Here is a 22,973-nt window from a genome sequence, read left to right on the forward strand (position 1 = left end):
CCGTTTCTCACCGACCCCCCCCCCCCGCCGCCCCCCCCGCCCCCCCCCCCCGCGGCGGCGCCCCCCCGGTGGGCGGCTTTTCAAAACGCTACGAACCCCGCCCGACGCAGGTGACGTCTCGGCCGACCTAGCCGACGTCTCGGCCGACCTAGCTGACGCCTCGGCGGGGGTCAGCCGGCGCAGGCTCCGGTGTCGACGGTGGCGGTCTGGGAGCGAGCCTCGCGGGCGATCTCGATGACCTGGTCGGTGGTGAGGGCGTAGCCGGTCTCGGAGTCGGTGACCGAGGCAGCGAAGACGACGCCGACGACGTCACCCTCGGAGTCGACGATGGGGCCTCCGGAGTTGCCGGGGCGGATGAGGCTGCGTACGGAGTAGACGTCTCGGATGACGGTGCCGACGCCGTAGATGTCGGGCGAGCGGAGGCGCTGCTCGGCACGGATACGACCGGGCTGTACGTCGAAGGGGCCGTCCTGCGGATAGCCCAGGACGGCGATCGGGTCCTCGGCACCGGCCGTGCGGTCGAACTCGAGGCGCTTGAGGTTGCCGCCACCCTCGAACTTCAGGACCGCGATGTCGATCTCGGGGTCGTAGTGGACGACCTTGGCGTCGTTGGCGCCATCACCGACGATGACGTTGGGGTCGTCGACGCCGGCGACGACGTGGGCGTTGGTCATCAGGTAGCCGCGGCCGATGACGAATCCGGTGCCCTCGACACCCTTGCCGCACTCGTTGGCGCCGCGAATCTTGAGGACCGACTCGCCGGCGCGTACGACATCGGGGTCGGTGAGCATGCGCCGCGGGCCGGGTCCGACCTCGACGATCCGCTCGCGGGCGAACGGCTCCAGGTAGCGCGGGAAGAACGAGGTGCCGACGACGTCGTTGAACGCGCTCAGCGCACGATCGGCAGGCGACGGCATGATCGAGTCGACCTTGGCCAGGATCGCCGAGCCGCGCACCGCGGGCGTGAGCCCGTTGATCTGTGCCCCCGAGACCGCGACCCCGAGAGCCCAGGCGACCACCAGCACGGCCGCGGCACTGAGCAGCGATCCGCCGAGGGCATCGACGATCCGGGCCGGCTGCCAGGTGATCTCGTCCCGCACGCGTACGCCGCCGTATTGCAGCACAGCCTGCCCGATGGACGCACACGCGATCACGACGAACAGGGCGCCGAGGGAGACCCACAACGACGGGGCCGCGCTGCCGAGCACCTTCGGGGCCAGCCAGATGCCGATGAAGCCGCCGAGCAGCAGTCCGCCGGTCGCGAAGGCGCCGGTGATGAAGCCCTGCCAGTAGCCCGAGAGCGCGTAGGCCCCGACGAGGATGATCAGGATCCAGTCAAGAAAGTTCACGGCTGATTCCGTTCGCGTCCCTGGAACATGTATTCGGGCAACTCCTTGATCGGGGCGTCCGGAATCTCCGTGATCCACCCGAGATAGGTGAAGAAACGGCTGATGATTCCACCTGTGAAGCCCCAGAGGATGACATCCTTCTCCGGTCCGATCAAGAACGCGGGCATCAGCCATTCGCTGCGGCCGGGCGCGCCGACCTGGATCCGGTGGGCCGGGTCGATGAGATCCGACAACGGCACCCGGTAGACCGCGTGGACCTCTTCGACCGAGCGCGTGGTGACCGGAGACGGCTCGCGCCACCACGCGATGATAGGCACCACGGCGTGGTTGGAGAACGGGATCCACAGCGCCGGGAGACGGCCGACAACGTCGACACCGGTCGGGTCGAGCCCGGTCTCCTCCCACGCCTCTCGCAGCGCCGCCTCCTCCGCGGTCTCCCCCGGATCGAGTCGGCCGCCGGGGAACGAGACCTGGCCGGGGTGCGAACGCATCGTGTGCGAGCGCTCGGTCAGCAGCAGATCGGGACCCGATGGTCCTTCACCGAAGAGCATCAGCACGGCCGACTCGCGGGCGCTGCCGTCGGCCGGCGGCAGGAACTGTGAAATGTCCTCGCCCTGGATCTGCTGCGCCGCCTCGGCGATCTCGTCGAACCACTCCGGCCGCGTCCCGTTGGCCGCCTGACGATCGCTCACAGCTCGATCCCCAGCTTCTTCTCGACGAGCTCCTTCACCTGGGCCGCACTGGTCATGCCACCCATCTGCAGCAGCTCGACCTCGCCGGAGGAGGACAGGACGTACGTCGCCGGCACCGCGCGCGCCGTGAGCGGCCCGCCTTGCAGCTCACCGCCCGGATCGGCGTACATCGGGAAGGTCACCCCACGCGAGATCGCCTCCTCGAGCGCGACTCCGGGGACCGTGTCCATGACGTCGATGCCGATCACCGGCACCTCGTCGCCGTAGCTCTCGTAGAAGCTCTGCAGCGCAGGCATCTCCTCCTTGCAGGGAGCGCAGAAGCCCTGGAAGAGGTTGATCACCATCGGTCCCTCGAACGACGCCAGGTCGGCCGACGAACCACCGCCGAGGCAGGGCAGCACGATCGACGGCAGCCCGCCGTCGTTGGCAGGCCCTTCCTCGCAGGCCTCCACCTTCGACGCCTTCTTGGCCGCGACCATCTCCGCGGTGGCGACGTTGACCTTGGAGGAGGACGGCTCGTCGGCCAGTGGCGCGCCGGACTGACCGCCCCCGCTCGAGGAGTCGGTGCCGCAACCGGCCAGGACGGCCAGCAGCAGGGCGGCTGCCGACGCGACCCGGGCTCGTCTCCCCAGGGCACGAACCATCAGTTGCGGCCCTCCGTGCGGACCAGCTTGGCCGCGGCAACAGGGTCGGTCGGCCCCTCGCCGTACGCAGGGCACAGCTGTGACACCGGACAGGCACCGCACGCGGGCTTCTGGGCGTGACAGATCCGCCGCCCGTGCCAGATCACATGGTGGGACAGCATGGTCCAGTCCCGCTTCTCGAAGAGCGCGCCGACCTCGTGCTCGACCTTGACCGGGTCCTTCTCGGTCGTCCAACCGAAGCGCCGCGAGAGCCGGCCGAAGTGTGTGTCGACGGTGATCCCCGGCTTGCCGAAGGCGTTGCCGAGCACCACGTTGGCGGTCTTGCGCCCGACACCGGGCAGCTTCACCAGCTGCTCCAGACGGTCAGGCACCTCGCCGTCGTACTCCTCCACCAGCACGGCGCTCAACTTCAACAGCGCGTCGGTCTTGGCGCGGAAGAAGCCGAGCGGCCCGACGAGCTGCTCCAGGTGCTCCCGGGGCGCCGCCGCCATCTCCTTCGCGGACGGGTAGGCCGCGAAGAGGGCGGGCGAGGCCAGGTTGACCCGCTTGTCCGTGGTCTGCGCGCTCAGCACGGTCACGACCAGGCATTCGAACGGATTGGTGAAGTCGAGCTCGGCCTTGGCATCCGGGTAGGTCTCACCGAGGATGCGGTCGATCCGACGGGCACGACGCACCAGACCCAGGCGCGTCTCAGTCGCAAACTTCTGGGCAGGCACGCAGCAAGGCTACGCGGCCGCACCGACAATCCCGATCCGGCCCGGAAGACGGCTAGCACAAACACCGCTCAACACATGCACTTTCTGCGCTTATCGGTGGGGGATGTGCACGTGTGAGACGTTCCACAGATAGGATTCCCGGTGTAATACCCGCGGATGTGGGGAAAATCCAGGAGGAATGGCCGCAATGGACAACGACGTACTCCGTCAGGCACCGCTCTTCAGCGCACTCGATGACGAGTCGATGACGGCCCTGCACGCCTCGATGGCAGAGTCGAAGCTCCGCCGCGGAGAGGTGCTCTTCCACGAGGGCGACTCCGGCGACAAGCTGTACGTCGTGATCGACGGCAAGGTGAAGCTCGGCCGCACCTCGTCCGACGGCCGCGAGAACCTGCTCGCCATCATGGGCCCCGGCCAGATGTTCGGTGAGCTCTCGCTCTTCGACCCCGGCCCCCGCTCGGCCACCGTCACCGCGGTCACCGACTCCGCCTTCGCGAGCCTGTCGCACGAGGACCTCCTCAAGTGGCTCGAGGGCCGTCCGGTTGTCGCCCGCGGTCTGCTCGCCCAGCTGGCCGGCCGCCTCCGCAAGGCCAACGACGTCGTCGCCGACCTCGTCTTCTCCGACGTCCCCGGCCGTGTCGCGAAGGCCCTGCTCGACCTCGCCGACCGCTTCGGCCGCACCGCCGACGACGGCGTCCACGTCCACCACGACCTCACCCAGGAGGAGCTCGCCCAGCTCGTCGGCGCCTCCCGCGAGACGGTCAACAAGGCCCTGGCCGACTTCGCCAGCCGCGGCTGGCTCCGCCTCGAGCCGCGCAGCGTGGTCATCATGGACATCGAGCGCATGGCCCGCCGCGCCCGCTGATTCTTTACCCTCCAACAGGCATCCGGCCTCCTTCCACCTGGCGTAACAGCAGGTGAAAGGAGGCCGAGATGCTTTTCAGATCAGACTCGGGTCAGGCGGAGTTCGATGAGTTCGTACGCTCCCGCGCCCAGGCGCTCTCCCGCACGGCGTACCTGCTGACCGGTGACGCCCACCTCGCCGAGGACCTCCTCCAGCAGGCGCTCCTGTCCGCAGCCAAGGCCTGGCACCGCATCGAAGGCCACCCCGAGCCGTACGTCCGGCGGATCCTCTACACCCAGAACATCTCCTGGTGGCGCCGGCGTCGCTTCGCGGAGACTCCGCTGGACACGCACGAGGCCACCACCGCGGCGCCGGAGACCGACGACCGAGATCTCCGGCTCAGCCTGGAACAGGCCCTTGCCCAGCTGACGCTGAAACAGCGCACGATCCTGGTGCTGCGCTACTTCGAAGACCTCACCGAGGCCCAGACCGCCGACATGCTCGGGCTCCACGTCGGCACCGTGAAGTCGACCGGCCGTAAGGCGCTCGACCGACTGCGCACCCTCGCCCCGCACCTCGAGGAGCTCATCAATGACTGACCAGAAGCTTCACGACGAGCTCTCCCGCATCGCCGACACGACACCCCCTCTTCGGGTTCCTGACGGCTTGTACGCACGCGGTCGCCGCATCCATCGCCGCTCGGTCGCGATCGTCGCGGCCTCCGTCACCGCGGCTGTCGCCCTCATCGTCGTCGGCTTCACCGGGCTCCCTGACCGACAGTCCGATGTCGCCCCGGCCGAGCGCAACGGCGACCTGGGCGTCCCCGAGATGGTCGAGACCGCGCCGGAGTGGTTGACCGAGCTCGACGGGCTCGGCTCGTACGCCCACGCCGACGTCATGGAGGACGACCTCGACCTCGGCGTCGGAGCCGTGGCGTACGTCCGGAGCAGCAGCGACGAGAACGGCAGCGTCCCGGTCGTGGTCGATGCCGCCACGGGCGGCTATCACGTGCTCGACCTGCCGGGGTTCGTCGGCAAGCAGGTGCGCGGCCAGGAGTCACACAGCGCCCTCGCGCTCTCGCCGGAGGGCAGCCACCTCGCCTGGGCATGGGCCGATCCCACCGACAGCGACACCACACCGCGTCCAGCCGGCGTGAAGGTCGCCGACCTGACCACCGGGGACGTACGCACCTGGAACATCTCCGCGCAGCACGACGCCGCGGTCTATGTGCACAACCTCGAGTGGTCCACCAACGGACAGTGGGTGCTGTGGCAGGGCTGGCAGATGCGGAGCTGGCGTGACGAGACCTTCGAGACCGAGACCTCCCGGGCCGGCGGCATCGGGCTCGGGGAGGACGGATTCCTCTTCACCGACGAGAGCTCCGCCGAGGCCGATCAGCAGAACAGGGAGCTCGGGTTGAGCCGGGAGGTCGAGTGGGCCATCTCGGACGACGGCACGATCGCCCGCCTCATCGAGAGCCATGTCGTCATGCAGGCTCCCGGGTCGGAGCCCGAGAACCGCCCGCTCACCCCGGCCGTCAGCGGGGAGTACACAGGCCTGGCCTTCCGAGGCACAGAGCTGTACGTCATCAAGCAGCCTTTCGGAACCGAGGTGCTGCCGGTGGACGGGACCTCACCCGGTCTGAAGACCGATGCGACCGGGTATCCGCGGCTCGTCGGCTGGATCGGCGGGAACCCGATCCTATGGCAGGAGATCGACGACAACCTCACCTCCTTCGACCGGTACCGGCCGACCGACGACATACCGTCGAGCGTCGTCGTGATGCACCGGCCGATAGCGAAGGGGGCGACGATCGCCTACCGGCTGATCGAACCGGGCGAGGTGAGGGCCACCGTCGTCCGCCCCGACCCGACCTGGCCCGAACCGTCCAGCGGCCTGGGCCTGCCGATGATCGGTCTCATCATCGCGGCCCTGTTCGCCCTCGTCCTCGCCCCATTCGTCCTACGGCGGCGCGGCTACTGAGGCCGCCGCTTCTGGGGATGGATCGTCTCGTGACGGGCGAGCATGGCGACGTACTCCTCGATCCTGCGCGCCCGCGCGGCCTCGGTCTTCAGGGAGGTGATGCGGTGGTAGAGGGCGTAGCGGTTCTGCGAGGTGAGGACGTCGTACATCGCCTGCGCCTCGGGCACCGCGGCGATCGCGGCGAGGAGCTCGGGCGGGGTCTCGGCGGTGGCCGGACCGGCGTACGCCGCCTCCCACCGCCCATCCGCCTTCGCCGCCTCCACAGCGGCCCGCCCGGCTGCGGTCATCCGGCCCTCGCGCTCGAGGCGGTCGATGTGCTCGACGTTCCTCAGTGACCAGCGGCTCTTCGGCCCACGCGGGGTGAACCGCTGGAACGACGACTGCTCGTCGCGCCGCCGGGCCTGACCGTCGATCCAGCCGAAGCAGAGCGCTTCGTCGAGCGCGGTCTGCCAGGTCAGCGTGGTCAGCGTGCCGCCCTTCTTGGTCAGAACCAGCCAGACGGCGGACGTGTCGGCATGGTGCTCCTCCAGCCAAGCCCGCCACGCGGGTGGGTCGGGAAGCAGGAGCTCGTCTCCGGACAGGATCGCCATGGGCCGAACAGTAGGCCTCAGCGCTCGGCGAGGTAAGCCAATTGCGCTCGCACCGAGAGCTCGGCGGCACCCCAGAGGACCTGGTCGACGTCGGCGTACACGACCTCGACGATCGCCCGCGGATCCGCGTCGGCAGGGGTGGCGCCGAGCCCGGAGAGTGCTTCCTCGACCTGGCCGAGGCGTTCGCGGCGGTGGGCGATGTAGTAGTCGAGCGCGCCGAGGGCGTTCCCGATGACCGGACCGTGGCCTGGCCAGACGCTGCCGACGCCGTGCTCGGAGGCGAGGGCGTGCAGGCGGTCGAGCGAGTCGAGATAGGCACCCAGCTCGCCGTCGGGATGAGCGACCACGGTCGTCCCACGCCCGAGGACGGTGTCGCCCGTCAGCACCGCCCCGTCGGCGGGCAGCCAGAAGGACAGCGAGTCCGAGGTGTGTCCGGGAGTCCCGACGACGCGGATCTCCAGGCCGTCGACCTCGATGACGTCACCGTCGCCGAGCCCCTCGGTCCCGAGCCGGTATTCAGGATCAAGAGCGCGTACGCCGGCCCCGACCCGCTCGGCGAAGGCCCGTGCCGCCTCGGAGTGGTCGTAGTGATGATGGGTCAGCAGCACCGTCGCCACCTCGCCGGCGGCCTCCGCGACGGCGTCGAGATGCCCCTCGTCGAGAGGCCCGGGGTCGATCACGACGGACCGGCGCGCACCCGGCTCGCGCAGCACCCAGGTGTTGGTGCCGTCGAGCGACATGATCCCGGGGTTGGGCGCGAGGATGCACTGCCCACGCTCGCCGAATGCCCCGCCCGACCAGGACTCGTTCATGAGTGCTTCCTTCCGGCGACGAGGGAGGCGTGCAGGGGCATCATCGACAGGGTGTGGCCGCCGTCGACCTCGGTCACGGTCGGGGTGAACATCGTCAGCACACGCTCCGCGGCGTCAGCGAGGACCTCGTCCTCGGACCCGAGCGAGGTGACCTCGAGACAGTTGAGATAGGTCGGCGGCATCATCGCCAGCTCGCCGGCCTCGACCTGGGCGACCGCCTCGGCGGTGCTCAACCAGAGCACCGACGACGACTCGCTGGACACGTCCCGTGTCACCTGGCCCTCGGGGAGGCGCGCGACGAAGAACCAGGTCGCGAAGCGCTTCGGCTCGAAGACGGGCGTCGTCCAGGCGGCCCATGGCCCGAGCAGGTCCGTACGCAGCACCAGCCCGCGCCGGGTCAGCAGCTCGGTCAACGACAGCGAGCGTGATTCCAGGGCGGCCCGGTCGGCCTCCCAGTCGTCGCCCGAGACGTCGTCGACGACGGAGTCGCCCGAAGCTCCCGCGAGCAGCACTCCGCACTCCTCGAACGTCTCCCGCACCGCCGCGGCGACCAGCGCCCGTGCGCGGGACTCGTCGACCCCGAGCCGGTGCGCCCACTCAGCGGCGGACGGCCCGGCCCAGCAGGAGTCGGGCAGCTCGGCGTCGCGTACGTCCACGCCGCCGCCGGGAAAGACGGCCATCCCGGCGGCGAAACCCATCGTCAGCTGCCGGCGCAGCAGGTAGACCTCGGGGCCAGAGGATCCAGAGCCTGGCCGAAGCAGCAGCACCGTCGCCGCATCGCGCGGCTCGACCGGGGTGCGTACGCCCTGGGCGTACTCCCCGGCCAACGCCACGATGTCGTCACCAAGCCGGACTGGAGGGATCGGGATACGCACGTTCGTCACTGTAGCGACGCTCACACCGGCGCCCTACCCCCATCCGAGCCTCAGACCGAGACCCAGACCAGGCTCAGACCTCGACGATGATCTCCACCTCGACGGGAGCGTCGAGCGGCAGCACGGGCACGCCGACGGCGGACCGGGTATGGCGCCCAGCGTCACCGAAGACCTTGCCGAGCAGCTCGGAGGCACCGTTGGCGATGCCCGGCTGGCCGGTGAAGTCAGGAGTGGAGGCGACGAAGCAGGTCACCTTGACGACCCGCTTGACCAGCGACAGATCGCCGATCTCGGCCTTCACCGCGGCGAGCGCGTTGAGCGCGCACTGCTGCGCAGCCGCCACGCCCTCCTCGGGCGAGACGTCACCACCGAGCTTGCCGGTGGACAGGAGCGCGCCGTCCTTCATCGGCAGCTGCCCCGAGGTGAAGACGTAGTCGCCGGTGCGGAGCGCCGGGATGTAGGCCGCCACCGGCGGCACGACGTCCGGCACGCTCAGCCCGAGCTCGGCCAGGACCTCCTCGGGCCCGCTCACTCCGAGACCGCCCGCTTGAAGAAGCCGACGTAGTTGCCGGTGCCGTTGTCGAGGATGGAGACGAGCTCCCACCCGTCGGCACCGAAGTTGTTGAGGATCTGCGCCGCAGCGTGGTTGAGGATCGGCGCTACCTGGTACTCCCACTTGGTCATATCGGCACCCTACTTCGCGGACCCGTGGACTGGTTTCCCGGCGACTTGGTTGGACCTTCCAACCGAGGTCCCCGGCCCACTATGGTCAGGTCCGTGACTTCCGCAGAGCAGCTGAAGACGTACGTCGACACCTGGTGGTCCTCCGTTCAGGACCTACTCACGCTCCTGGAGGAGCTCTCCGAGACCGACTGGGACCAGCCGACCGACCTCCCCAGCTGGGACGTACGCGCCATCGCCTCCCATGTCGCTCACCTCGAGGGACTCACCGCCGGCGCGCCCCGCGAGGACGCCGCCGTACCCGAGTCGGACCACATCAAGTCGCCGATGGGCCAGTTCACCGAGATCGGCGTGATCACCCGACGCGACGCCGAGCCGGCGAGCATCATCGACGAGATCCGCCGCTACACCGCCGTACGTCACGACGAGCTGCTCGCCTCTCCGCCCGAGGACCCCGCGGCGCCGGCCTCCGGCATCTTCGGTGCGCTCGGGTGGACGACCGGCAAGCTCCTCCGCAACCGGCCGCTCGACCTCTGGCTGCACGAGCAGGACATCCGCCGCGCCACCGGCCGCCCGGGCAACCTCGACACACCCGGCGCCCTCCACACCGCCGACTACCTCCTCGAAGGCGTCGGGTTCGTGCTCGCCAAGAAGGCCGCCTGCGCCCCCGGCACCTCCGTCGTCGTCGAGGTCGAGGGCCACGCGCCCTACGCGTTCACCGTTACCAAGGAGGGCAAGGGAGTCCCGGTGGCCGCCCCTGTCAGCGCCCCCACCGTCACCCTCTCCACTGACCGGGAGACGTACGTCCTCCTCACCGGCGGCCGCGCCTCCGGCGACCCCGCCAAGGTCGAGATCACCGGCGACACCGCGATCGGCACCAAGATCGTCGAGAACCTCAACATCACCCCTTGATGGTGCGACCCCGTTAGAGTCGCTTTCATGAGTTCTGACTGGCCCCATGTGCAGCTGCATGTGGTGACCGGCAAGGGCGGCACGGGCAAGTCGACCGTGGCTGCGGCCCTGGCGCTCGGGCTGGCCTCGCACGGAAAGAACGTCCTGCTGTGCGAGGTCGAGGGCCGCCAGGGGGTGGCCCGGATGTTCGACGTCGACCCGCTGCCCTACGCCGAGACCCGCATCGCAACCGGGCTGCGGCTGCGGGCGCGATCCGGTGCCGACGCCGAGCCGGGCAACGTCTACGCCCTGCATATCGCCCCCGAGGAAGCCCTCCTCGAATACCTCAAGATGTACTACAAGCTCGGCCCGGCCGGCCGCGCCCTCGACCGCTTCGGCGTGATCGAGTTCGCGACCACGATCGCGCCCGGTGTCCGGGACGTACTGCTCACCGGCAAGCTCTTCGAAGCCGTCCAGCGCAACAGTCGCAACAAGGGCGCCCGGACCTACGACGCCGTCGTGCTCGACGCTCCCCCGACCGGCCGGATCACGAGCTTCCTCAACGTGTCCGAGTCGGTCGCGGGCCTGGCCAAGGTCGGCCCGATCAAGAACCAGGCGGACACGATGATGACCCTGTTCCGCTCCCGGCGCACCGCGGTCCATCTGGTCACGCTGCTGGAGGAGATGCCGGTCCAGGAGACCGCCGACGGCATCAGCGAGCTGCGCGCCGCCGGGCTGCCGGTCGGCGGCGTCATCGTCAACCAGGTACGCCCTCGCGACCTCCCCGACGAGTCCCTCGTCCCCGCCCTCGCCGGCTCCCTCGACGGCGAGCTGATCGCCGAGGACCTCAAGCGCGCCGGCGTCGAACCCGACCCCGCCCTGATCTCCGCCCTCACCGACGGAGCGAAGGAGTACGCCGAGCGCCGAGCCCTCGAGGACGCCCAGCGTGACCTCGTCGCCGGCCTCGGGGTGCCCACCTACGAGCTCAACCGGATCGCCGGCGGCATCGACATCGGCGGGCTTTACGAGCTCGCGGCCGAGCTCAAGGATCAGGGGCTCGCATGACGTCACATCCACGCGTCGGCCCGCTGGCCGCCCACGCGAACGACACCCGACAGCTCGAGGTCGACCGGCTGCTCGACGACCGCGACACCCACATCATCGTTTGCTGCGGCAGTGGTGGCGTGGGCAAGACGACCACGTCGGCGGCCCTTGCGCTCAGAGCGGCCGAGCGCGGACGCAAGGTGGTCGTGCTGACGATCGATCCGGCGCGACGCCTCGCCCAGTCGATGGGCATCGAGCGGCTCGACAACACGCCCCGCCCGGTTCCCGGCATCGGACCGGGCACCCTCGACGCGATGATGCTCGACATGAAGCGCACCTTCGACGAGGTCGTCGAGTCGCAGGCCAGCCCCGAGAAGGCGCAGCAGATCCTCAACAACCAGTTCTACATCGCGCTGAGCTCCAGCTTCGCGGGCACGCAGGAGTACATGGCGATGGAGAAGCTCGGCCAGCTCTACCGCGACGCCTTCGCCCACAACGGCGGCAACGGCGACTACGACCTGATCGTCGTCGACACGCCCCCGAGCCGCAGCGCCCTCGACTTCCTCGACGCCCCCGAGCGCCTCTCCAGCTTCCTCGACGGCCGCTTCATCCGGCTCATGCTGGCCCCCGCAAAGGGACCGGTCCGGCTGATGTCGGCCGGGATCAACATCGTCACCAACGCGCTCAAGAAGGTCCTCGGCGGGCAGATGCTCACCGACCTGCAGACCTTCGTCACCGCGCTCGACACCGTCTTCGGCGGGTTCCGGCAACGGGCCCAGGAGACGTACGCACTGCTCCAGGCCGACGAGACCGCCTTCCTCGTCATCGCCGCCCCCGAGCCCGACGCGCTCCGCGAGGCCGCCTACTTCGTCGAGCGGCTCTCCGGAGACCGGATGCCGCTCCAGGGCCTGGTCGTCAACCGGGCCACTCTGCCCGACGACGCCTCGCTCACCGCGGCCGCGGCCGGCGCCGCCTCGGAGCGCCTCCCCGACGCGCCGCTCACCGCCGGGCTGCTGCGGCTCCATGCCGACCGCGCGCTCCTGGTCGAGCGCCAGAACCAGCTGCGCGAGCGCTTCGCGGTCGCCCATCCTCAGGTGCCGACCGCCGTCGTGCCGGCACTGCCCGGTGACGTACACGATCTCGACGGGCTCCGCGAGATCGGCCGGCTGCTGGCCCAGGGCTGAGCACCTGAAAACGGGGTCGAGCCAGGACGTACGTGACGTACGTCCTGGCTCAGACCAAGATCTTCAGCGACTCACTCGAGTAGGGGACGAGGTGTCACTCCACGGAGGCACGGGTGCGCGCGGCCTCGAGCACGGCGCGCCAGGAGGCGTTCGGGCTGCGGCGGAGCAGCGCACGACGCTCGCGCTCGGTCATGCCGCCCCAGACACCCCACTCGATCTGGTTGTCGAGCGCCTCGGCGAGGCATTCGGTGCGGACGACGCAGCCGGAGCAGACCATCTTGGCCTTGTTCTGCTCGGCTCCACGTACGAAGAGCTCGTCGGGCTCGTTCTCACGACAGGCGGCCTGTAGCGACCATTCATCTACCCACATGGTGTGCCATCCCTTCATCGGAGCGCTTCGCCCTCCCCATATTGATGACGTGGCGCCCGTGCGGACTAAAGGTTAAGGACTCGACCCGGTCGAGTGACACACCCTTCTGGCCCAAAGTACGTAGTCCGAAATGACTAGGAGGGGTCCTGGGACCCATTTTTGCCTCCCTGTCCGGCGCCGATTGCGAATCATGTGCTATTAGCCGCCATCACCTACGATGACCAGCATGTCTTCGCCGTCGCTGCGCCCGCAGACCGTGCTCAAGCATCTCGCCGTCATGTGCGGGGTCGCAGCCGTCCTCGGCGTCGTCGCCGCGGGTCTCGCCATCCCCTTCGCCGGTGTGGCCGGGATCGCGGCCAAGGAGACGGCCGAGAAGATGGACTCGCTGCCGCAGGCCTTCGAGGTCGACGACATGTCCCAGACGACCAAGATCGTCGACCGCAAGGGCAACCTGATCACGACGCTCTACGACCAGAACCGCGTCTACCGTCCGCTCGACCAGATCTCGTCCAACATGACGAAGGCGCTGCTGGCGATCGAGGACTACCGCTTCTACCAGCACGGCGCGATGGACCTCAAGGGCACGCTGCGCGCGCTGATCACCAACCAGGCCAGCGACTCGGTGCAGGGTGGTTCCTCGATCACCCAGCAGCTGGTGAAGACCACGCTGGTCTACTCCGCGAAGACCGAGGCCGAGCGCAAGGCGGCCATCGAGAAGTCGACCGCCCGCAAGATCCGCGAGCTGCGCTACGCGATCGCGCTGGAGGAGAAGCACTCCAAGGACTGGATCCTCGAGCGCTACCTCAACGCTGCCTACTTCGGCGACGGCGCGTACGGCGTCCAGGCCGCCGCCAAGCACTACTTCAACGTCAACGCCTCCGAGCTCAACTGGCAGCAGTCGGCGATGCTGGCCGGAATGGTGAAGAACCCCACCGGCTACGACCCGACCAACTACCCCGACGCCACCATCGCCCGCCGCAACGTCGTCGTCGACCGGATGGCCGCGCTCAAGGTCGTCTCCCGTCCCGAGGCGGAGAAGCTGAAGGACGCCAGCCTCGGCCTGAACGTCCAGAAGCAGCGCAACGGCTGCCTCGGCTCGTCCGCGGAGTTCTTCTGCGACTACGTGATCAAGTGGCTGCTCAAGGACCCGGCCTTCGGTGAGACGGAGACCGACCGGCTCGCGCTGATCAAGTCCGGCGGTCTGACCATCAAGACCACGCTCGACCAGCGCTTCCAGGACGCCGCTCAGGAGTCGGTCGAGGATCACGTGTACGCCACCGACCAGGCCATCGGCGCCCTGGCCATGGTCGAGCCCGGCACCGGTCGGGTCCGGGCGCTCGCCCAGTCCCGTCCGATGGGTGACAACAAGAAGAAGGGCCAGTCCTACCTCAACTACCTGGTCCCGAAGGAGAAGTCGGGCGACTCCAACGGCTTCCAGGCCGGGTCGACCTTCAAGGCCTTCACCCTGGCCGCTGCCATCGAGCAGGGCTTCCCGCTCAAGCAGAAGATCAACTCGCCCGAGGAGCTGACCCTCAACCAGTCCACCTTCGCCGGCTGCCCCGGCGACGGCAACCGGATCGGCGCCCACACCTTCCACAACTCCACCACCTCTGGCATGAAGGACGCCTACACCGGCACCCGGGAGTCGGTGAACACGTTCTACGCCCAACTCTTCCAGCTCACTGGCATGTGCACGCCCTACAAGATGGCGCAGAAGATGGGCGTCAAGCTGACCGCCCCGTTCGGAATCGCGCCCGAAGACGGTCACATCTGCAAGGCCGGAGAGATCGCGGACTGCCAGGGCGCCGAGCGCGTGCCCACCTTCACCCTCGGGGTCGTAGACGTCAGCCCCCTGGAGATGGCCGAGGCGTACGCGACGTTCGGCGCTCGCGGCAAGCACTGCGACTCGGTGCCGGTCAACGAGATCCTCGACGCCAACGGCAAGCTGCTCAAGAAGTACGAGCCGACCTGCCAGCAGGCGATGGCCAAGGGCACCGCCGACGCGGTCAACGACATCCTCCGCGGTGTGATGGAGCCCGGTGGCTTCGGCCAGAACCTTGCGCTATCGGTTCCCAGCGCAGGCAAGACCGGCACCACGCAGGACAACAAGGCGGTGTGGCTGATGGGCTACACGCCGCGGCTCGCGACCGCTTCGATGATCGCCGGTGCCAACTCGGCGGGCACGCCGCTCAGCCTCAACGGCCAGGTCGTCGGCGGCAGCTACGTCTACGAGGCGGCGGGCTCGACGACCGCCGGTCCGATGTGGGGCGGCGCGATGCAGGTGATCGACAAGTACCTCAAGTGGGTGGACTTCGAGGAGCCCGACCCGAACGTGATCGCAGGAAACACGGTCGACGTCCCCTGGGTCGGCGGCATGACCGTCGAGAAGGCGACGAAGGTCCTGCGGAGCGCCGGCTTCCAGGTTCAGCTCGGCCCGGAGGCCTACTCCGAGTACGACAAGGGCTTGGTCGCCTTCACCACCCCCTCCGGCGACGCCGCCGAGGGTTCGCCGATCACGATCTACACCTCACTGGGCCCGGAGCCGAAGCCCGACCCCAAGCCCGACAAGAAGAAGCAGCCCGAGCGGAAGCCCGGCCGCGGCGATGAAGAGAGACCCGCCACGGTCGAGGAAGAGCCCGACTTCGGCTGGGAGTGGCCGACCGGCTGACGCCCAGCGCAGAAAACGACGCGTGGCCCCACCGATCCGGTGGGGCCACAGTCGTTCTCGGGCTGCCGTCAGGCGAGCTGCTTGCGCACCTCCGCGGCCACGGCGCCACCGTCGGCCTTGCCCTTGGTCTGCGGGGTCAGGATGCCCATGACCTTGCCCATGGCGCGCATCCCCTCGTCGGCGGCACCGGTCTGGGCGATGGCCTTGCTGACCAGGTCGGAGATCTCCTCGGCGCTCAGCTGAGCGGGCAGGTACTCGGTGATCACCGCGGCCTCAGCGGTCTCCTTCTCGGCCTGCTCGGCGCGACCGCCGTCGGCGAAGGCGGTGGCCGCCTCGCGGCGCTTCTTGGCCTCGCGGGTGAGGATCGTGATGATCTCGTCGTCGGTGAGCTCCTTGGCCTCCTTGCCGGCGACCTCGGCCTCGGTGATCGAGGCCATGACCATGCGCAGCGTGCCGGCACGCTCCTTGTCACGGGCCTTCATCGCGGAGGTCAGGTCGGTCCTCAGCTGGTCCTTCAGAGTGCTCATGGAACCATTGTGGCAGGGTTGAGCCATGCGGCTCGCCTCAGTAATCGGCCCAGTAGTCGGCACCGGGCTCGCCACCGGCGCGGCCATGACGGCGTACGCCTTGTGGGAGGCCCGTCAATACACGCTGCGCCATGTCGGACTGCCGGTGCTCCCCGAGGGCGCGGACCCGCTGCGGGTGCTGCATCTCTCCGACATGCACGTGGTCCCGTCGCAGCACAAGAAGCTCGACTGGATCGCATCGCTGGCTTCCCTGAAGCCGGACCTGGTCGTCGACACCGGTGACAACCTGGCCCACCAGCGGGCGGTGCCGTCGATCGTCAACGCCCTCGGCACGCTGCTCGACGTACCGGGTGTCTTCGTGCACGGCTCCAACGACTACTACGAGCCACGGCTGCGCAACCCGATCGGCTACCTGCTGCCCGACAACGGCAAGCGGCAGACGAACGTGCCCGAGCTCCCCTGGCGTGACCTGTCCGCGTCCTTCACCAAGGCCGGCTGGCTGGACCTCACCAACACGCGTACGTCGCTGACCGTCAAGGGCATCGAGTTCGCCTTCGCGGGCGTCGACGACCCCCACCTCCGCCTCGACGACCTGTCCGCCGTCGCCGGCCCCGCGGACGCGTCCGCGGACGTACGCCTCGGGGTCGCGCACGCTCCCTATCTGCGGGTCCTGGACCAGTTCACCGCCGACGGCTACGACGCGATCCTGGCCGGCCACACCCACGGCGGCCAGATCTGCCTGCCGGGCGGGCGAGCCCTGGCCACCAACTGCGATCTCGACCCCGCCCGCGTACGCGGCCTGCACACTCACACCCACGGCGGACGGCAGGCGTGGCTGCACGTCTCGGCCGGCCTCGGCACCTCGCCCTACACCCGGATCCGCATCGCGTGCCGCCCCGAGGCGACACTCCTGACGCTCACGCCGCGCGGGGCGTCTCGTCGGTAGGGGCCGATTACGGATCGGGGGAGTCTCTGGGCTATGCTCATTCCTCGTTGGACCGTTTGTTCGGTGCAGCATTCGGGTTGTAGCGCAGCTTGGTAGCGCACCTCGTTCGGGACGAGGGGGCCGCAGGTTCAAATCCTGTCAACCCGACATCGAGCTCAGGCTCGGAGATCGCAAGATCTCCGAGCCTGATCCCGTTTTCCGGCCCAGTAGAGTCGACGCCATGAGCTTCGACACGCGCAACGGCACCCGTGGCGCCAAGCAGCCCTCGGCCAACCTCCTCCTGAAGCTGGGCAACAAGCTGATGATGAGCCGAGCCCGCAAGAGCAGCGGCACCACGGCCGGGATGCGTCTGCTCGTGCTCACCACGATCGGCAAGAAGAGCGGCGAGCCCCGCTCGACACCGCTCGCCTGGTTCCCGGGCGACGACGGCACCTGGCTGATCGTCGCCTCGGCAGCCGGCGGGCCGAGGAACCCGGCCTGGTATTACAACCTCGCCGCCAACCCGGATCGGGTCACCATCGAGCTCGGCGGCGAGACCATCTCGGTGGTCGCCGAGCAGCTGCACGGCGAGGAGCGCGCCCGCGCGTGGGCTGCGATCGTCGAGTCGGCCGCCAACTTCGGGAGCTACGAGGAGAAGACCGACCGCGAGATCCCGGTCATCCGTCTCACCCGCGCCTGAGTTCAAATGTGACGCGCGGCATGCGAAACTGCCCCTCATGAGCAACGACCCCACCGACAAGCTCGCCGCGCCGTCGTTCGGTTTCAAGAAGAAGCGTGGGGGCACGAAGCCGGCGAACGCCAAGCCCGAGAAGACCCAGCCCGCGAAGACTCAGCCCCAGAAGACCCAGGCCCCGAAGGCTCGGGTCGAGAAGGCACCGGTCGAGACTGCTGCGGTCGAAACGGCCTCCGCGGAGAAGACCCAGGTGCTGGAGAAGACGGCACCGCCCGTCCTAGCGCCCGAGCCGCCTGCGAAGAAGTCCCCGGAGAAGCAGAAGGCGCAGAAGCCGCCCAAGCCCGCGAAGGAACCGAGGGCACCCAAGCAGCCCAAGGACCCGAGCCAGCGACGGATCAATCTCGGCACCCCGTCGGGCCTCTCCGCGGCCGTCATGATCGGCGCCATCGTCGGTGCGTTCATGGCCCTGGCGGTCTGGTTCAGCGGCACCGTCAGCCAGTGGACACGAGGCACCTCGTCGCTCGGCGACAAGGGAGCGATCATCCTTATCGCCGTCTTCGCCCTCGCGATCATCGTCGGCGGCTACCTCCTCCGCCTCGCCGGCGCCCGCTCCCCCTTCACGATCAGCTTCCTCGGATCAGCGCTCGTCGCCGTACTCTCGATGCTCTTCCTCACCGACCTCTTCGTCCACGCCTGGGGAGTGATCATCGTGGTGATCCTCGCCGCCGCCGCGTACGCCCTCGCCTACTGGGTCACCACCAACTACATCGACTGACAAGCGCAGCCGAAGCGTCGCCCCCGTCGGTCGACACGTCACGTACGTCGGCCGAGGTGGCATCTGAGTGCCACCTCGGCCGACCGGACTGACGTCTCGGGTTGGGTCAGAGGGCGGCGGCGACCAACTCGGCGAGCTGGACGGTGTTGAGCGCGGCGCCCTTGCGGAGGTTGTCGTTGGAGATGAACAGGGCGAGACCGCGGTTGTCGGGAACACCCTCGTCCTGACGGATGCGGCCGACGTAGGAGGGGTCCTTGCCGGCGGCGTACAGAGGCGTGGGTACGTCGCGGAGCTCGACGCCCGGGGCGTTCGCGAGGATCTCGGTGGCGCGCTCGGGGGTCAGGGGCGAGGAGAACTCGGCGTTGACCGCGAGCGAGTGCCCGGTGACGACCGGGACGCGGACGCAGATGCCGGAGACCCGCAGGTCGGGCAGCGAGAGGATCTTGCGGGACTCGTTGCGGAGCTTCTGCTCCTCGTCGGTCTCGTTCAGGCCGTCGTCGACCAGCGAACCGGCGTAGGGAAGGACGTTGTAGGCGATCGTCTCGACGTACTTCTCCGGCTCCGGGAACGTGATCGCGGAGCCGTCGTAGGCGAGCTCGCGGGCCTTGTCACCGGCAGCCGCGATCTCGCCGACCAGCTCCTCGACGCCGGCGACGCCGGAGCCCGAGACCGCCTGGTAGGTCGATACGACGAGCCGCTCGAGGCCGGCTTCGTCGTGGAGCGCCTTGAGGGCCGGCATCGCGGCCATCGTGGTGCAGTTGGGGTTGGCGATGATGCCCTGGCGGGCCGCGATGACGCCGTCCATCGCCGAGGGGTTGACCTCGGAGACGACCAGCGGGATCGACGGGTCCTTGCGCCAGGCCGAGGAGTTGTCGATGACGATCACACCGGCGTCGGCGAACTTCGGCGCCAGCGCCTTCGAGGTGGCGCCCCCGGCGGAGAAGATCGCGATGTCGAGGCCCGAGGGGTCAGCCGTGGCGGCGTCCTCGACGACAACCGAGCGGTCACCGAACTCGATGGTCTTGCCCGCCGATCGCGCCGAGGCGAAGAAACGGACCTCGCCGAGCGGGAAGCCGCGCTCGAGCAGGATCTGGCGTACGGCGACGCCCACCTGTCCGGTCGCTCCCACAATTCCCAGGTTGATGGTGCTCATCGGCCGGTCCCTCCATAGACGATGGCCTCTACGTCGCTGTCGAGGCCGAATGCTTTGTGTGTCGCGCGCACGGCGCGGTCGAGGTCGTCGGCGCTGACGAGCACCGAGACGCGGATCTCCGAGGTCGACACCATCCTGATCAGGACCCCCTCGGCGGCGAGCGCGGCGAAGAACTTCGCCGTGATCCCCGGATGCGTACGCATCCCGGCACCGACGATCGAGAGCTTGCCGATCTGCTCGTCGGCGACCGGGTCGGCGAACCCGACCTCACCCTGGATGTCGCCGAGCGCCGCGCGGGCCCTCTTGACGTCGGTACGCGGCAGCGTGAACGAGATGTCCGTGCGCCGGGTCTTCTCCGCGGACACGTTCTGGACGATCATGTCGATGTTGATGCCGTTGTCGGCGAGAGTGTCGAAGATGCGGGCGGCCTCACCGGGCTCGTCGGTGACGCCGGCGACGGTGATCTTGGCTTCGCCGCGGTCGTGGGCAACGCCGACGATCTCCGGGGTGTCGCCGTTGGCGTCGGCGCCGTAGGAGACCTTCTCGACCTCCACGTCGCTGAACCTCTCCGCGGCGGCCTGCACGGCGCGGTCGACCTCGTCGTCGCCGACGACGACCGAGACCCGGACCTCCGAGGTGGAGATCATCTGGATGTTGACGCCCGCCTGTGCGATCGCGGAGAAGAAGTCGGCGATCTTCTTCGGCTGGGTGCGCAGCCCGGCACCGATCAGGGAGACCTTGCCCATCCGGGGCTCGGTGTTCACCCGCTCGAAGCCGAGCTCACCGCGCGCCTGCTCCAGCACCTTCCCGGCCCGCTCGGCGTCGTCGCGGGGCAGCGTGAACGTGATGTCGGTGCGATCGGTGCCGGCCGCCGACGAGTCCTGGACCACCATGTCGACGTTGATGCCCACCCCGGCGATGATCTCGAAGACCTTCGCCGCGGCGCCCACCTCGTCGGGTGCGTTGACGACCGTGATCTTGGCCTGGCTGCGGTCGTGGGCGATGGCGGCGACGATCGGCGCCTCCATCCCGGCGTCGGCGCTGCGCTGGTGGTCGGCGTGCGGCGAGACCGCGTCGATGCTGCCCTTGACCACGGTGCCGTTGAGGGTGGAGAAGGAGGAGCGTACGTGGATCGGGAGGCTGTGGCGCCGGGCGAACTCCACCGAGCGCAGGTGGAGCACCTTCGCCCCGGAGGCCGCCAGCTCGAGCATCTCCTCGAAGGCGACCGAGCTCAGCTTGCGGGCGGTCGGGACGATCCGCGGGTCGGCGGTGAAGACGCCGTCGACGTCGGTGTAGATCTCACAGACGTCGGCGTCCAGCGCCACCGCCAGCGCGACCGCGGTGGTGTCGGTGCCGCCACGGCCCAGCGTGGTGATGTCCTTCGTGTCCTTGGAGACGCCCTGGAAGCCGGCCACGATCGCGATCGCACCGTCGGCGAGCGCTGCCTGGATCCGCTCCGGGGTGATGCTGAGGATCTTGGCGCGCCCGTGCTGCGCGTCGGTGATCAGCCCGGCCTGCGACCCGGTGAAGGACCGAGCCTCGTACGCCAGCCCGCGCTCGTTCGCGACGTCGTTGATCGCCATCGCCAGCAGCGCCATCGACTGCCGCTCGCCGGAGGTGAGCAGCATGTCGAACTCACGCGCGTGCGCGGTCGCGTCGGGCGAGACCTTGTTGGCCAGGTCGATCAGCTCGTCGGTGGTGTCGCCCATGGCAGAGACGGCCACGACCACGTCGTGGCCCTGCTCTTTGGTCGCGACCACTCGCTGAGCAACGCGCTTGATGCCTGCAGCGTCCGCGACCGAGCTGCCACCGTACTTCTGAACGACGATTCCCACGGCGGGAAAGTCTACGTTGCCGATGCGGCCGTCTTCTCCAGCATCTCATCAGCGGCAGCCAGGTCCTCGTCCTCACCGGTGAACGGCTCGGAGTCGAGGCGGTCGTGAGCGACCACGGTGAGCAGTGCGTTGAGCACGGCACCGGCCAGGTTGCCCCAGTTGTTGACGTAGCTGAACTGCCACCACCACAGCGCCTCGTCGACGTCGCCGAGACGGTAGTGACGCAGGCCGTACTCCAGGTCGGTCACCAGACTGGCGACGTCGTCGGAGATCTGGCTGTCGACCACGTCCGGGCTGTACGGATCGAAGACGAAGCTGTAGGTGTCGATGTCCCCGAACATCTCGGCAAGCCCCATCCGGAGCTCATCGACGTCGGCTTCCATGCCCACGTCGGGCTGGAACTCCTCACGAGGCTCGAAGTCCTGCTGGGCGCCCAGTCGCGCGCCCGCCAGCAGGATCTGGCTCACTTCGAGCAGCAGCATCGGGACGGCGCTGCCACCATCGCCGTCCGCAGCGATCGCGCGCACCGAGAGCAGAAAGCTCTCCACCGAGTCGGCGATGCTGGTGGCGAAGTCCTTGCCGGTCAAGTCGTTCGTCATGACGGCCCCCTTCCCGAGGTCCCTTGAATCGTCAGGCTACCGCCGAAGTCGCGGCCTGACGAGGGTAAAGAGTCGGCTCTTAGGGATCGCACAGGTAACGGCTACTCAGCCGCCCGGCGTCCGGCGAAGGCGCGGCCGAGGGTGACCTCGTCGGCGTACTCCAGATCGCCACCGACCGGGAGACCGCTGGCCAGACGGGTGACCTTCAGTCCGAGCGGGCTCAGCTGACGGGTCAGGTAGGTCGCCGTCGCCTCGCCCTCGAGGTTGGGGTCCGTGGCGAGGATCACCTCGGTGATCCCCGGGTCGTTGAGCCGCTGGACGAGCTCACGGATGCGCAGCTGGTCGGGCCCGATCCCGTCGATCGGGCTGATCGCACCGCCGAGCACGTGATAGCGCCCGCGGAACTCGCGGGTGCGTTCGATCGCGACGACGTCCTTGTACTCCTCGACCACGCACAGCACCGACTGCTCGCGACGGGGGTCGCGACAGATCCGGCAGGTCTCCTCCTCGGAGACGTTGAAGCAGACCGAGCAGAACTTCACCTTCGCCTTGACCTCGTTGAGGATCGAGGCCAGCCGATGTACGTCGGCGGGGTCAGCCTGGAGCAGATGGAACGCGATCCGCTGGGCACTCTTCGGGCCTACGCCCGGCAGCCGTCCCAGCTCGTCGATGAGGTCTTGGACCACACCCTCGTACAACTTGGTTATCGCCTGTCTCTAGCTGTGCGTATCTCAGAACCCGAGCTTGAACGGCGGCTCGCCGCCGCCGGGGGCACCGGGGCCGCCGAGGCCGCCCGCGAGCGGGCCCATCGCCTCACCGGCGAGCTCGTCGGCCTTGCCCTTGGCCTCGCGGTAGGCAGCGACGATCACGGCGCCGAGGTCCTCGAGGTCGTCGGGGTTGCTGCCGTCGAACTCGCCCTGCTTGATCTCCACGCCGACCAGCTCGCCGGTGCCGGTGAGCTTCACGGTCACGGCACCACCGGCGACGGTGCCGTCGACGATCGTCTCGGCGAGCTTCTCCTGGGCGTCGACGATCTGGCTCTGCAGCGCCTGGGCCTGCTGCATGATCGCGTTGAGGTCGAAGCCGCCCTCGCCGCCGAGGCCTTCGAGTGGGTTCGTCATC

At 68.9% G+C, this 22,973-nt stretch carries 26 protein-coding genes, 1 tRNA gene and 1 pseudogene; 11 read left to right on the top strand and 17 right to left on the bottom strand.

Annotation, left to right across the window (positions count from 1 at the left end):
- Nucleotides 1-170: 170 nt before the first annotated feature.
- From ABT304_RS24260 to nth, 4 genes are read right to left on the bottom strand one after another with little or no spacing between them, the layout of a single operon-like run.
- The gene (locus ABT304_RS24260) at nt 171-1,349 is read right to left on the bottom strand and encodes a MarP family serine protease (protein ID WP_350719140.1); all 1,179 of its coding nucleotides are present in this window, start codon (nt 1,347-1,349) and stop codon (nt 171-173) included.
- Entirely contained in the window at nt 1,346-2,041 is a 696-nt protein-coding gene (locus tag ABT304_RS24265) for an NUDIX hydrolase (protein ID WP_350719142.1), read from the bottom strand. Before ABT304_RS24265 ends, ABT304_RS24260 begins: the two co-directional genes overlap by 4 nt.
- A complete protein-coding gene (locus ABT304_RS24270; RefSeq protein WP_350719143.1) occupies nt 2,038-2,685 on the bottom strand; it encodes a TlpA family protein disulfide reductase in 648 nt (215 codons plus the stop codon). Before ABT304_RS24270 ends, ABT304_RS24265 begins: the two co-directional genes overlap by 4 nt.
- Nucleotides 2,685-3,401 (bottom strand): endonuclease III, encoded by a 717-nt coding sequence (gene nth / locus ABT304_RS24275; protein WP_350719145.1) that lies wholly within the window; start codon nt 3,399-3,401, stop codon nt 2,685-2,687. The genes ABT304_RS24270 and nth overlap by 1 nt, the downstream gene beginning before the upstream one ends.
- A gap of 187 nt (nt 3,402-3,588) precedes the next feature.
- Between nth and ABT304_RS24280 the strand changes: the two genes are divergently transcribed.
- From ABT304_RS24280 to ABT304_RS24290, 3 genes are all read left to right on the top strand, one after another.
- Entirely contained in the window at nt 3,589-4,266 is a 678-nt protein-coding gene (locus ABT304_RS24280) for a Crp/Fnr family transcriptional regulator (protein WP_008356269.1), read from the top strand.
- A gap of 68 nt (nt 4,267-4,334) precedes the next feature.
- The gene (locus tag ABT304_RS24285) at nt 4,335-4,844 is read left to right on the top strand and encodes a SigE family RNA polymerase sigma factor (protein ID WP_350719147.1); all 510 of its coding nucleotides are present in this window, start codon (nt 4,335-4,337) and stop codon (nt 4,842-4,844) included.
- Nucleotides 4,837-6,228, top strand: a complete 1,392-nt coding sequence (locus ABT304_RS24290; RefSeq protein WP_350719149.1) for a hypothetical protein — start codon at nt 4,837-4,839, stop codon at nt 6,226-6,228. The genes ABT304_RS24285 and ABT304_RS24290 overlap by 8 nt, the downstream gene beginning before the upstream one ends.
- Here the strand turns inward: ABT304_RS24290 and ABT304_RS24295 are convergent.
- The 5 genes from ABT304_RS24295 to sp36 form a co-directional block, all read right to left on the bottom strand.
- Nucleotides 6,222-6,818 (bottom strand): YdeI/OmpD-associated family protein, encoded by a 597-nt coding sequence (locus ABT304_RS24295; protein WP_350719151.1) that lies wholly within the window; start codon nt 6,816-6,818, stop codon nt 6,222-6,224. The genes ABT304_RS24290 and ABT304_RS24295 overlap by 7 nt on opposite strands.
- Before the next feature lie 17 nt (nt 6,819-6,835).
- On the bottom strand, nt 6,836-7,630 hold the full coding sequence (locus tag ABT304_RS24300; protein WP_350719153.1) for an MBL fold metallo-hydrolase: 795 nt from the start codon (nt 7,628-7,630) through the stop codon (nt 6,836-6,838).
- Complete coding sequence (locus tag ABT304_RS24305; RefSeq protein ID WP_350719154.1) at nt 7,627-8,505, bottom strand: NUDIX hydrolase; 879 nt, start codon at nt 8,503-8,505, stop codon at nt 7,627-7,629. Before ABT304_RS24305 ends, ABT304_RS24300 begins: the two co-directional genes overlap by 4 nt.
- Before the next feature lie 73 nt (nt 8,506-8,578).
- Nucleotides 8,579-9,037 carry a RidA family protein gene (locus ABT304_RS24310; protein WP_350719155.1) on the bottom strand — a complete coding sequence of 153 codons (459 nt, stop codon included), beginning with the start codon at nt 9,035-9,037 and terminating at the stop codon, nt 8,579-8,581.
- Nucleotides 9,034-9,189, bottom strand: a complete 156-nt coding sequence (sp36, locus tag ABT304_RS24315; RefSeq protein ID WP_141791386.1) for a Sp36 family protein — start codon at nt 9,187-9,189, stop codon at nt 9,034-9,036. The genes ABT304_RS24310 and sp36 overlap by 4 nt, the downstream gene beginning before the upstream one ends.
- A 93-nt stretch (nt 9,190-9,282) precedes the next feature.
- Here sp36 and ABT304_RS24320 point away from each other — a divergent pair, with 93 nt between their 5' ends.
- From ABT304_RS24320 to bagB, 3 genes are read left to right on the top strand one after another with little or no spacing between them, the layout of a single operon-like run.
- On the top strand, nt 9,283-10,098 hold the full coding sequence (locus tag ABT304_RS24320; protein WP_350719157.1) for a maleylpyruvate isomerase family mycothiol-dependent enzyme: 816 nt from the start codon (nt 9,283-9,285) through the stop codon (nt 10,096-10,098).
- A gap of 27 nt (nt 10,099-10,125) precedes the next feature.
- Nucleotides 10,126-11,142: an ATPase BagA gene (bagA, locus tag ABT304_RS24325; RefSeq protein WP_350719159.1), complete on the top strand. Its 1,017-nt coding sequence runs from the start codon at nt 10,126-10,128 to the stop codon at nt 11,140-11,142.
- Nucleotides 11,139-12,305 carry an ArsA family ATPase gene (gene bagB / locus ABT304_RS24330; RefSeq protein ID WP_350719161.1) on the top strand — a complete coding sequence of 389 codons (1,167 nt, stop codon included), beginning with the start codon at nt 11,139-11,141 and terminating at the stop codon, nt 12,303-12,305. Before bagA ends, bagB begins: the two co-directional genes overlap by 4 nt.
- 94 nt (nt 12,306-12,399) lie before the next feature.
- Here bagB and ABT304_RS24335 read toward each other — a convergent pair whose 3' ends face one another.
- On the bottom strand, nt 12,400-12,675 hold the full coding sequence (locus ABT304_RS24335) for a WhiB family transcriptional regulator (RefSeq protein WP_045548985.1): 276 nt from the start codon (nt 12,673-12,675) through the stop codon (nt 12,400-12,402).
- Between the two features lie 226 nt (nt 12,676-12,901).
- On the opposite strand from ABT304_RS24335, the gene ABT304_RS24340 reads away from it, so the two are divergent.
- Nucleotides 12,902-15,343 carry a transglycosylase domain-containing protein gene (locus tag ABT304_RS24340; RefSeq protein ID WP_350719163.1) on the top strand — a complete coding sequence of 814 codons (2,442 nt, stop codon included), beginning with the start codon at nt 12,902-12,904 and terminating at the stop codon, nt 15,341-15,343.
- Between the two features lie 68 nt (nt 15,344-15,411).
- On the opposite strand, the gene ABT304_RS24345 is transcribed toward ABT304_RS24340, so the two are convergent.
- Complete coding sequence (locus ABT304_RS24345) at nt 15,412-15,870, bottom strand: GatB/YqeY domain-containing protein (RefSeq protein WP_201451160.1); 459 nt, start codon at nt 15,868-15,870, stop codon at nt 15,412-15,414.
- A 25-nt stretch (nt 15,871-15,895) separates the two neighbouring features.
- On the opposite strand from ABT304_RS24345, the gene ABT304_RS24350 reads away from it, so the two are divergent.
- The 4 genes from ABT304_RS24350 (at nt 15,896) to ABT304_RS24365 (ending at nt 18,264) form a co-directional block, all read left to right on the top strand.
- On the top strand, nt 15,896-16,816 hold the full coding sequence (locus tag ABT304_RS24350) for a metallophosphoesterase (protein ID WP_350719165.1): 921 nt from the start codon (nt 15,896-15,898) through the stop codon (nt 16,814-16,816).
- 73 nt (nt 16,817-16,889) lie between these two features.
- Nucleotides 16,890-16,963: transfer RNA gene (locus tag ABT304_RS24355), tRNA-Pro, on the top strand.
- Nucleotides 16,964-17,036: 73 nt separating this feature from the next.
- The gene (locus ABT304_RS24360; protein ID WP_350719167.1) at nt 17,037-17,495 is read left to right on the top strand and encodes a nitroreductase family deazaflavin-dependent oxidoreductase; all 459 of its coding nucleotides are present in this window, start codon (nt 17,037-17,039) and stop codon (nt 17,493-17,495) included.
- Nucleotides 17,496-17,532: 37 nt separating this feature from the next.
- Nucleotides 17,533-18,264 (top strand): MFS transporter, encoded by a 732-nt coding sequence (locus ABT304_RS24365; RefSeq protein ID WP_350719169.1) that lies wholly within the window; start codon nt 17,533-17,535, stop codon nt 18,262-18,264.
- A gap of 106 nt (nt 18,265-18,370) precedes the next feature.
- On the opposite strand, the gene ABT304_RS24370 is transcribed toward ABT304_RS24365, so the two are convergent.
- The 6 genes and pseudogenes from ABT304_RS24370 to ABT304_RS24390 all read right to left on the bottom strand — a co-directional run bounded on the left by ABT304_RS24370 (nt 18,371) and on the right by ABT304_RS24390 (nt 22,972).
- Nucleotides 18,371-19,417: an aspartate-semialdehyde dehydrogenase gene (locus ABT304_RS24370; RefSeq protein WP_350719171.1), complete on the bottom strand. Its 1,047-nt coding sequence runs from the start codon at nt 19,415-19,417 to the stop codon at nt 18,371-18,373.
- Nucleotides 19,414-19,971: an ACT domain-containing protein gene (locus tag ABT304_RS30875; protein WP_502890426.1), complete on the bottom strand. Its 558-nt coding sequence runs from the start codon at nt 19,969-19,971 to the stop codon at nt 19,414-19,416. The genes ABT304_RS24370 and ABT304_RS30875 overlap by 4 nt, the downstream gene beginning before the upstream one ends.
- Nucleotides 19,948-21,252, bottom strand: a pseudogene (locus ABT304_RS24375) (aspartate kinase); the annotation flags it as partial. The gene ABT304_RS30875 and the pseudogene ABT304_RS24375, both read right to left, overlap by 24 nt.
- Before the next feature lie 11 nt (nt 21,253-21,263).
- Nucleotides 21,264-21,851 carry a DUF5063 domain-containing protein gene (locus ABT304_RS24380; RefSeq protein WP_160025786.1) on the bottom strand — a complete coding sequence of 196 codons (588 nt, stop codon included), beginning with the start codon at nt 21,849-21,851 and terminating at the stop codon, nt 21,264-21,266.
- Nucleotides 21,852-21,952: 101 nt separating this feature from the next.
- The gene (recR, locus tag ABT304_RS24385; RefSeq protein ID WP_008356228.1) at nt 21,953-22,549 is read right to left on the bottom strand and encodes a recombination mediator RecR; all 597 of its coding nucleotides are present in this window, start codon (nt 22,547-22,549) and stop codon (nt 21,953-21,955) included.
- A 33-nt stretch (nt 22,550-22,582) separates the two neighbouring features.
- Nucleotides 22,583-22,972, bottom strand: a complete 390-nt coding sequence (locus ABT304_RS24390; protein WP_160025787.1) for a YbaB/EbfC family nucleoid-associated protein — start codon at nt 22,970-22,972, stop codon at nt 22,583-22,585.
- Nucleotide 22,973: the final 1 nt, after the last annotated feature.

The sequence above is a fragment of the Nocardioides sp. NPDC000445 genome (assembly GCF_040300245.1).
GTDB lineage: Bacteria > Actinomycetota > Actinomycetes > Propionibacteriales > Nocardioidaceae > Nocardioides.

What these genes read in the sequence shown, in the direction of transcription:
- ABT304_RS24365 (WP_350719169.1), top strand. Translation starts at nt 17,533, where the DNA reads ATGAGCAACGACCCCACCGACAAGCTCGCCGCGCCGTCGTTCGGTTTC.
- ABT304_RS24390 (WP_160025787.1), bottom strand. Translation starts at nt 22,972, where the DNA reads ATGACGAACCCACTCGAAGGCCTCGGCGGCGAGGGCGGCTTCGACCTC.
- ABT304_RS24295 (WP_350719151.1), bottom strand. Translation starts at nt 6,818, where the DNA reads ATGGCGATCCTGTCCGGAGACGAGCTCCTGCTTCCCGACCCACCCGCG.
- bagB (WP_350719161.1), top strand. Translation starts at nt 11,139, where the DNA reads ATGACGTCACATCCACGCGTCGGCCCGCTGGCCGCCCACGCGAACGAC.
- ABT304_RS24280 (WP_008356269.1), top strand. Translation starts at nt 3,589, where the DNA reads ATGGACAACGACGTACTCCGTCAGGCACCGCTCTTCAGCGCACTCGAT.
- ABT304_RS24370 (WP_350719171.1), bottom strand. Translation starts at nt 19,417, where the DNA reads ATGAGCACCATCAACCTGGGAATTGTGGGAGCGACCGGACAGGTGGGC.
- ABT304_RS24285 (WP_350719147.1), top strand. Translation starts at nt 4,335, where the DNA reads ATGCTTTTCAGATCAGACTCGGGTCAGGCGGAGTTCGATGAGTTCGTA.
- ABT304_RS24290 (WP_350719149.1), top strand. Translation starts at nt 4,837, where the DNA reads ATGACTGACCAGAAGCTTCACGACGAGCTCTCCCGCATCGCCGACACG.
- ABT304_RS24335 (WP_045548985.1), bottom strand. Translation starts at nt 12,675, where the DNA reads ATGTGGGTAGATGAATGGTCGCTACAGGCCGCCTGTCGTGAGAACGAG.
- ABT304_RS24350 (WP_350719165.1), top strand. Translation starts at nt 15,896, where the DNA reads ATGCGGCTCGCCTCAGTAATCGGCCCAGTAGTCGGCACCGGGCTCGCC.
- ABT304_RS24300 (WP_350719153.1), bottom strand. Translation starts at nt 7,630, where the DNA reads ATGAACGAGTCCTGGTCGGGCGGGGCATTCGGCGAGCGTGGGCAGTGC.
- sp36 (WP_141791386.1), bottom strand. Translation starts at nt 9,189, where the DNA reads ATGACCAAGTGGGAGTACCAGGTAGCGCCGATCCTCAACCACGCTGCG.
- ABT304_RS24340 (WP_350719163.1), top strand. Translation starts at nt 12,902, where the DNA reads ATGTCTTCGCCGTCGCTGCGCCCGCAGACCGTGCTCAAGCATCTCGCC.
- ABT304_RS24360 (WP_350719167.1), top strand. Translation starts at nt 17,037, where the DNA reads ATGAGCTTCGACACGCGCAACGGCACCCGTGGCGCCAAGCAGCCCTCG.
- ABT304_RS24380 (WP_160025786.1), bottom strand. Translation starts at nt 21,851, where the DNA reads ATGACGAACGACTTGACCGGCAAGGACTTCGCCACCAGCATCGCCGAC.
- ABT304_RS24345 (WP_201451160.1), bottom strand. Translation starts at nt 15,870, where the DNA reads ATGAGCACTCTGAAGGACCAGCTGAGGACCGACCTGACCTCCGCGATG.
- bagA (WP_350719159.1), top strand. Translation starts at nt 10,126, where the DNA reads ATGAGTTCTGACTGGCCCCATGTGCAGCTGCATGTGGTGACCGGCAAG.
- ABT304_RS24270 (WP_350719143.1), bottom strand. Translation starts at nt 2,685, where the DNA reads ATGGTTCGTGCCCTGGGGAGACGAGCCCGGGTCGCGTCGGCAGCCGCC.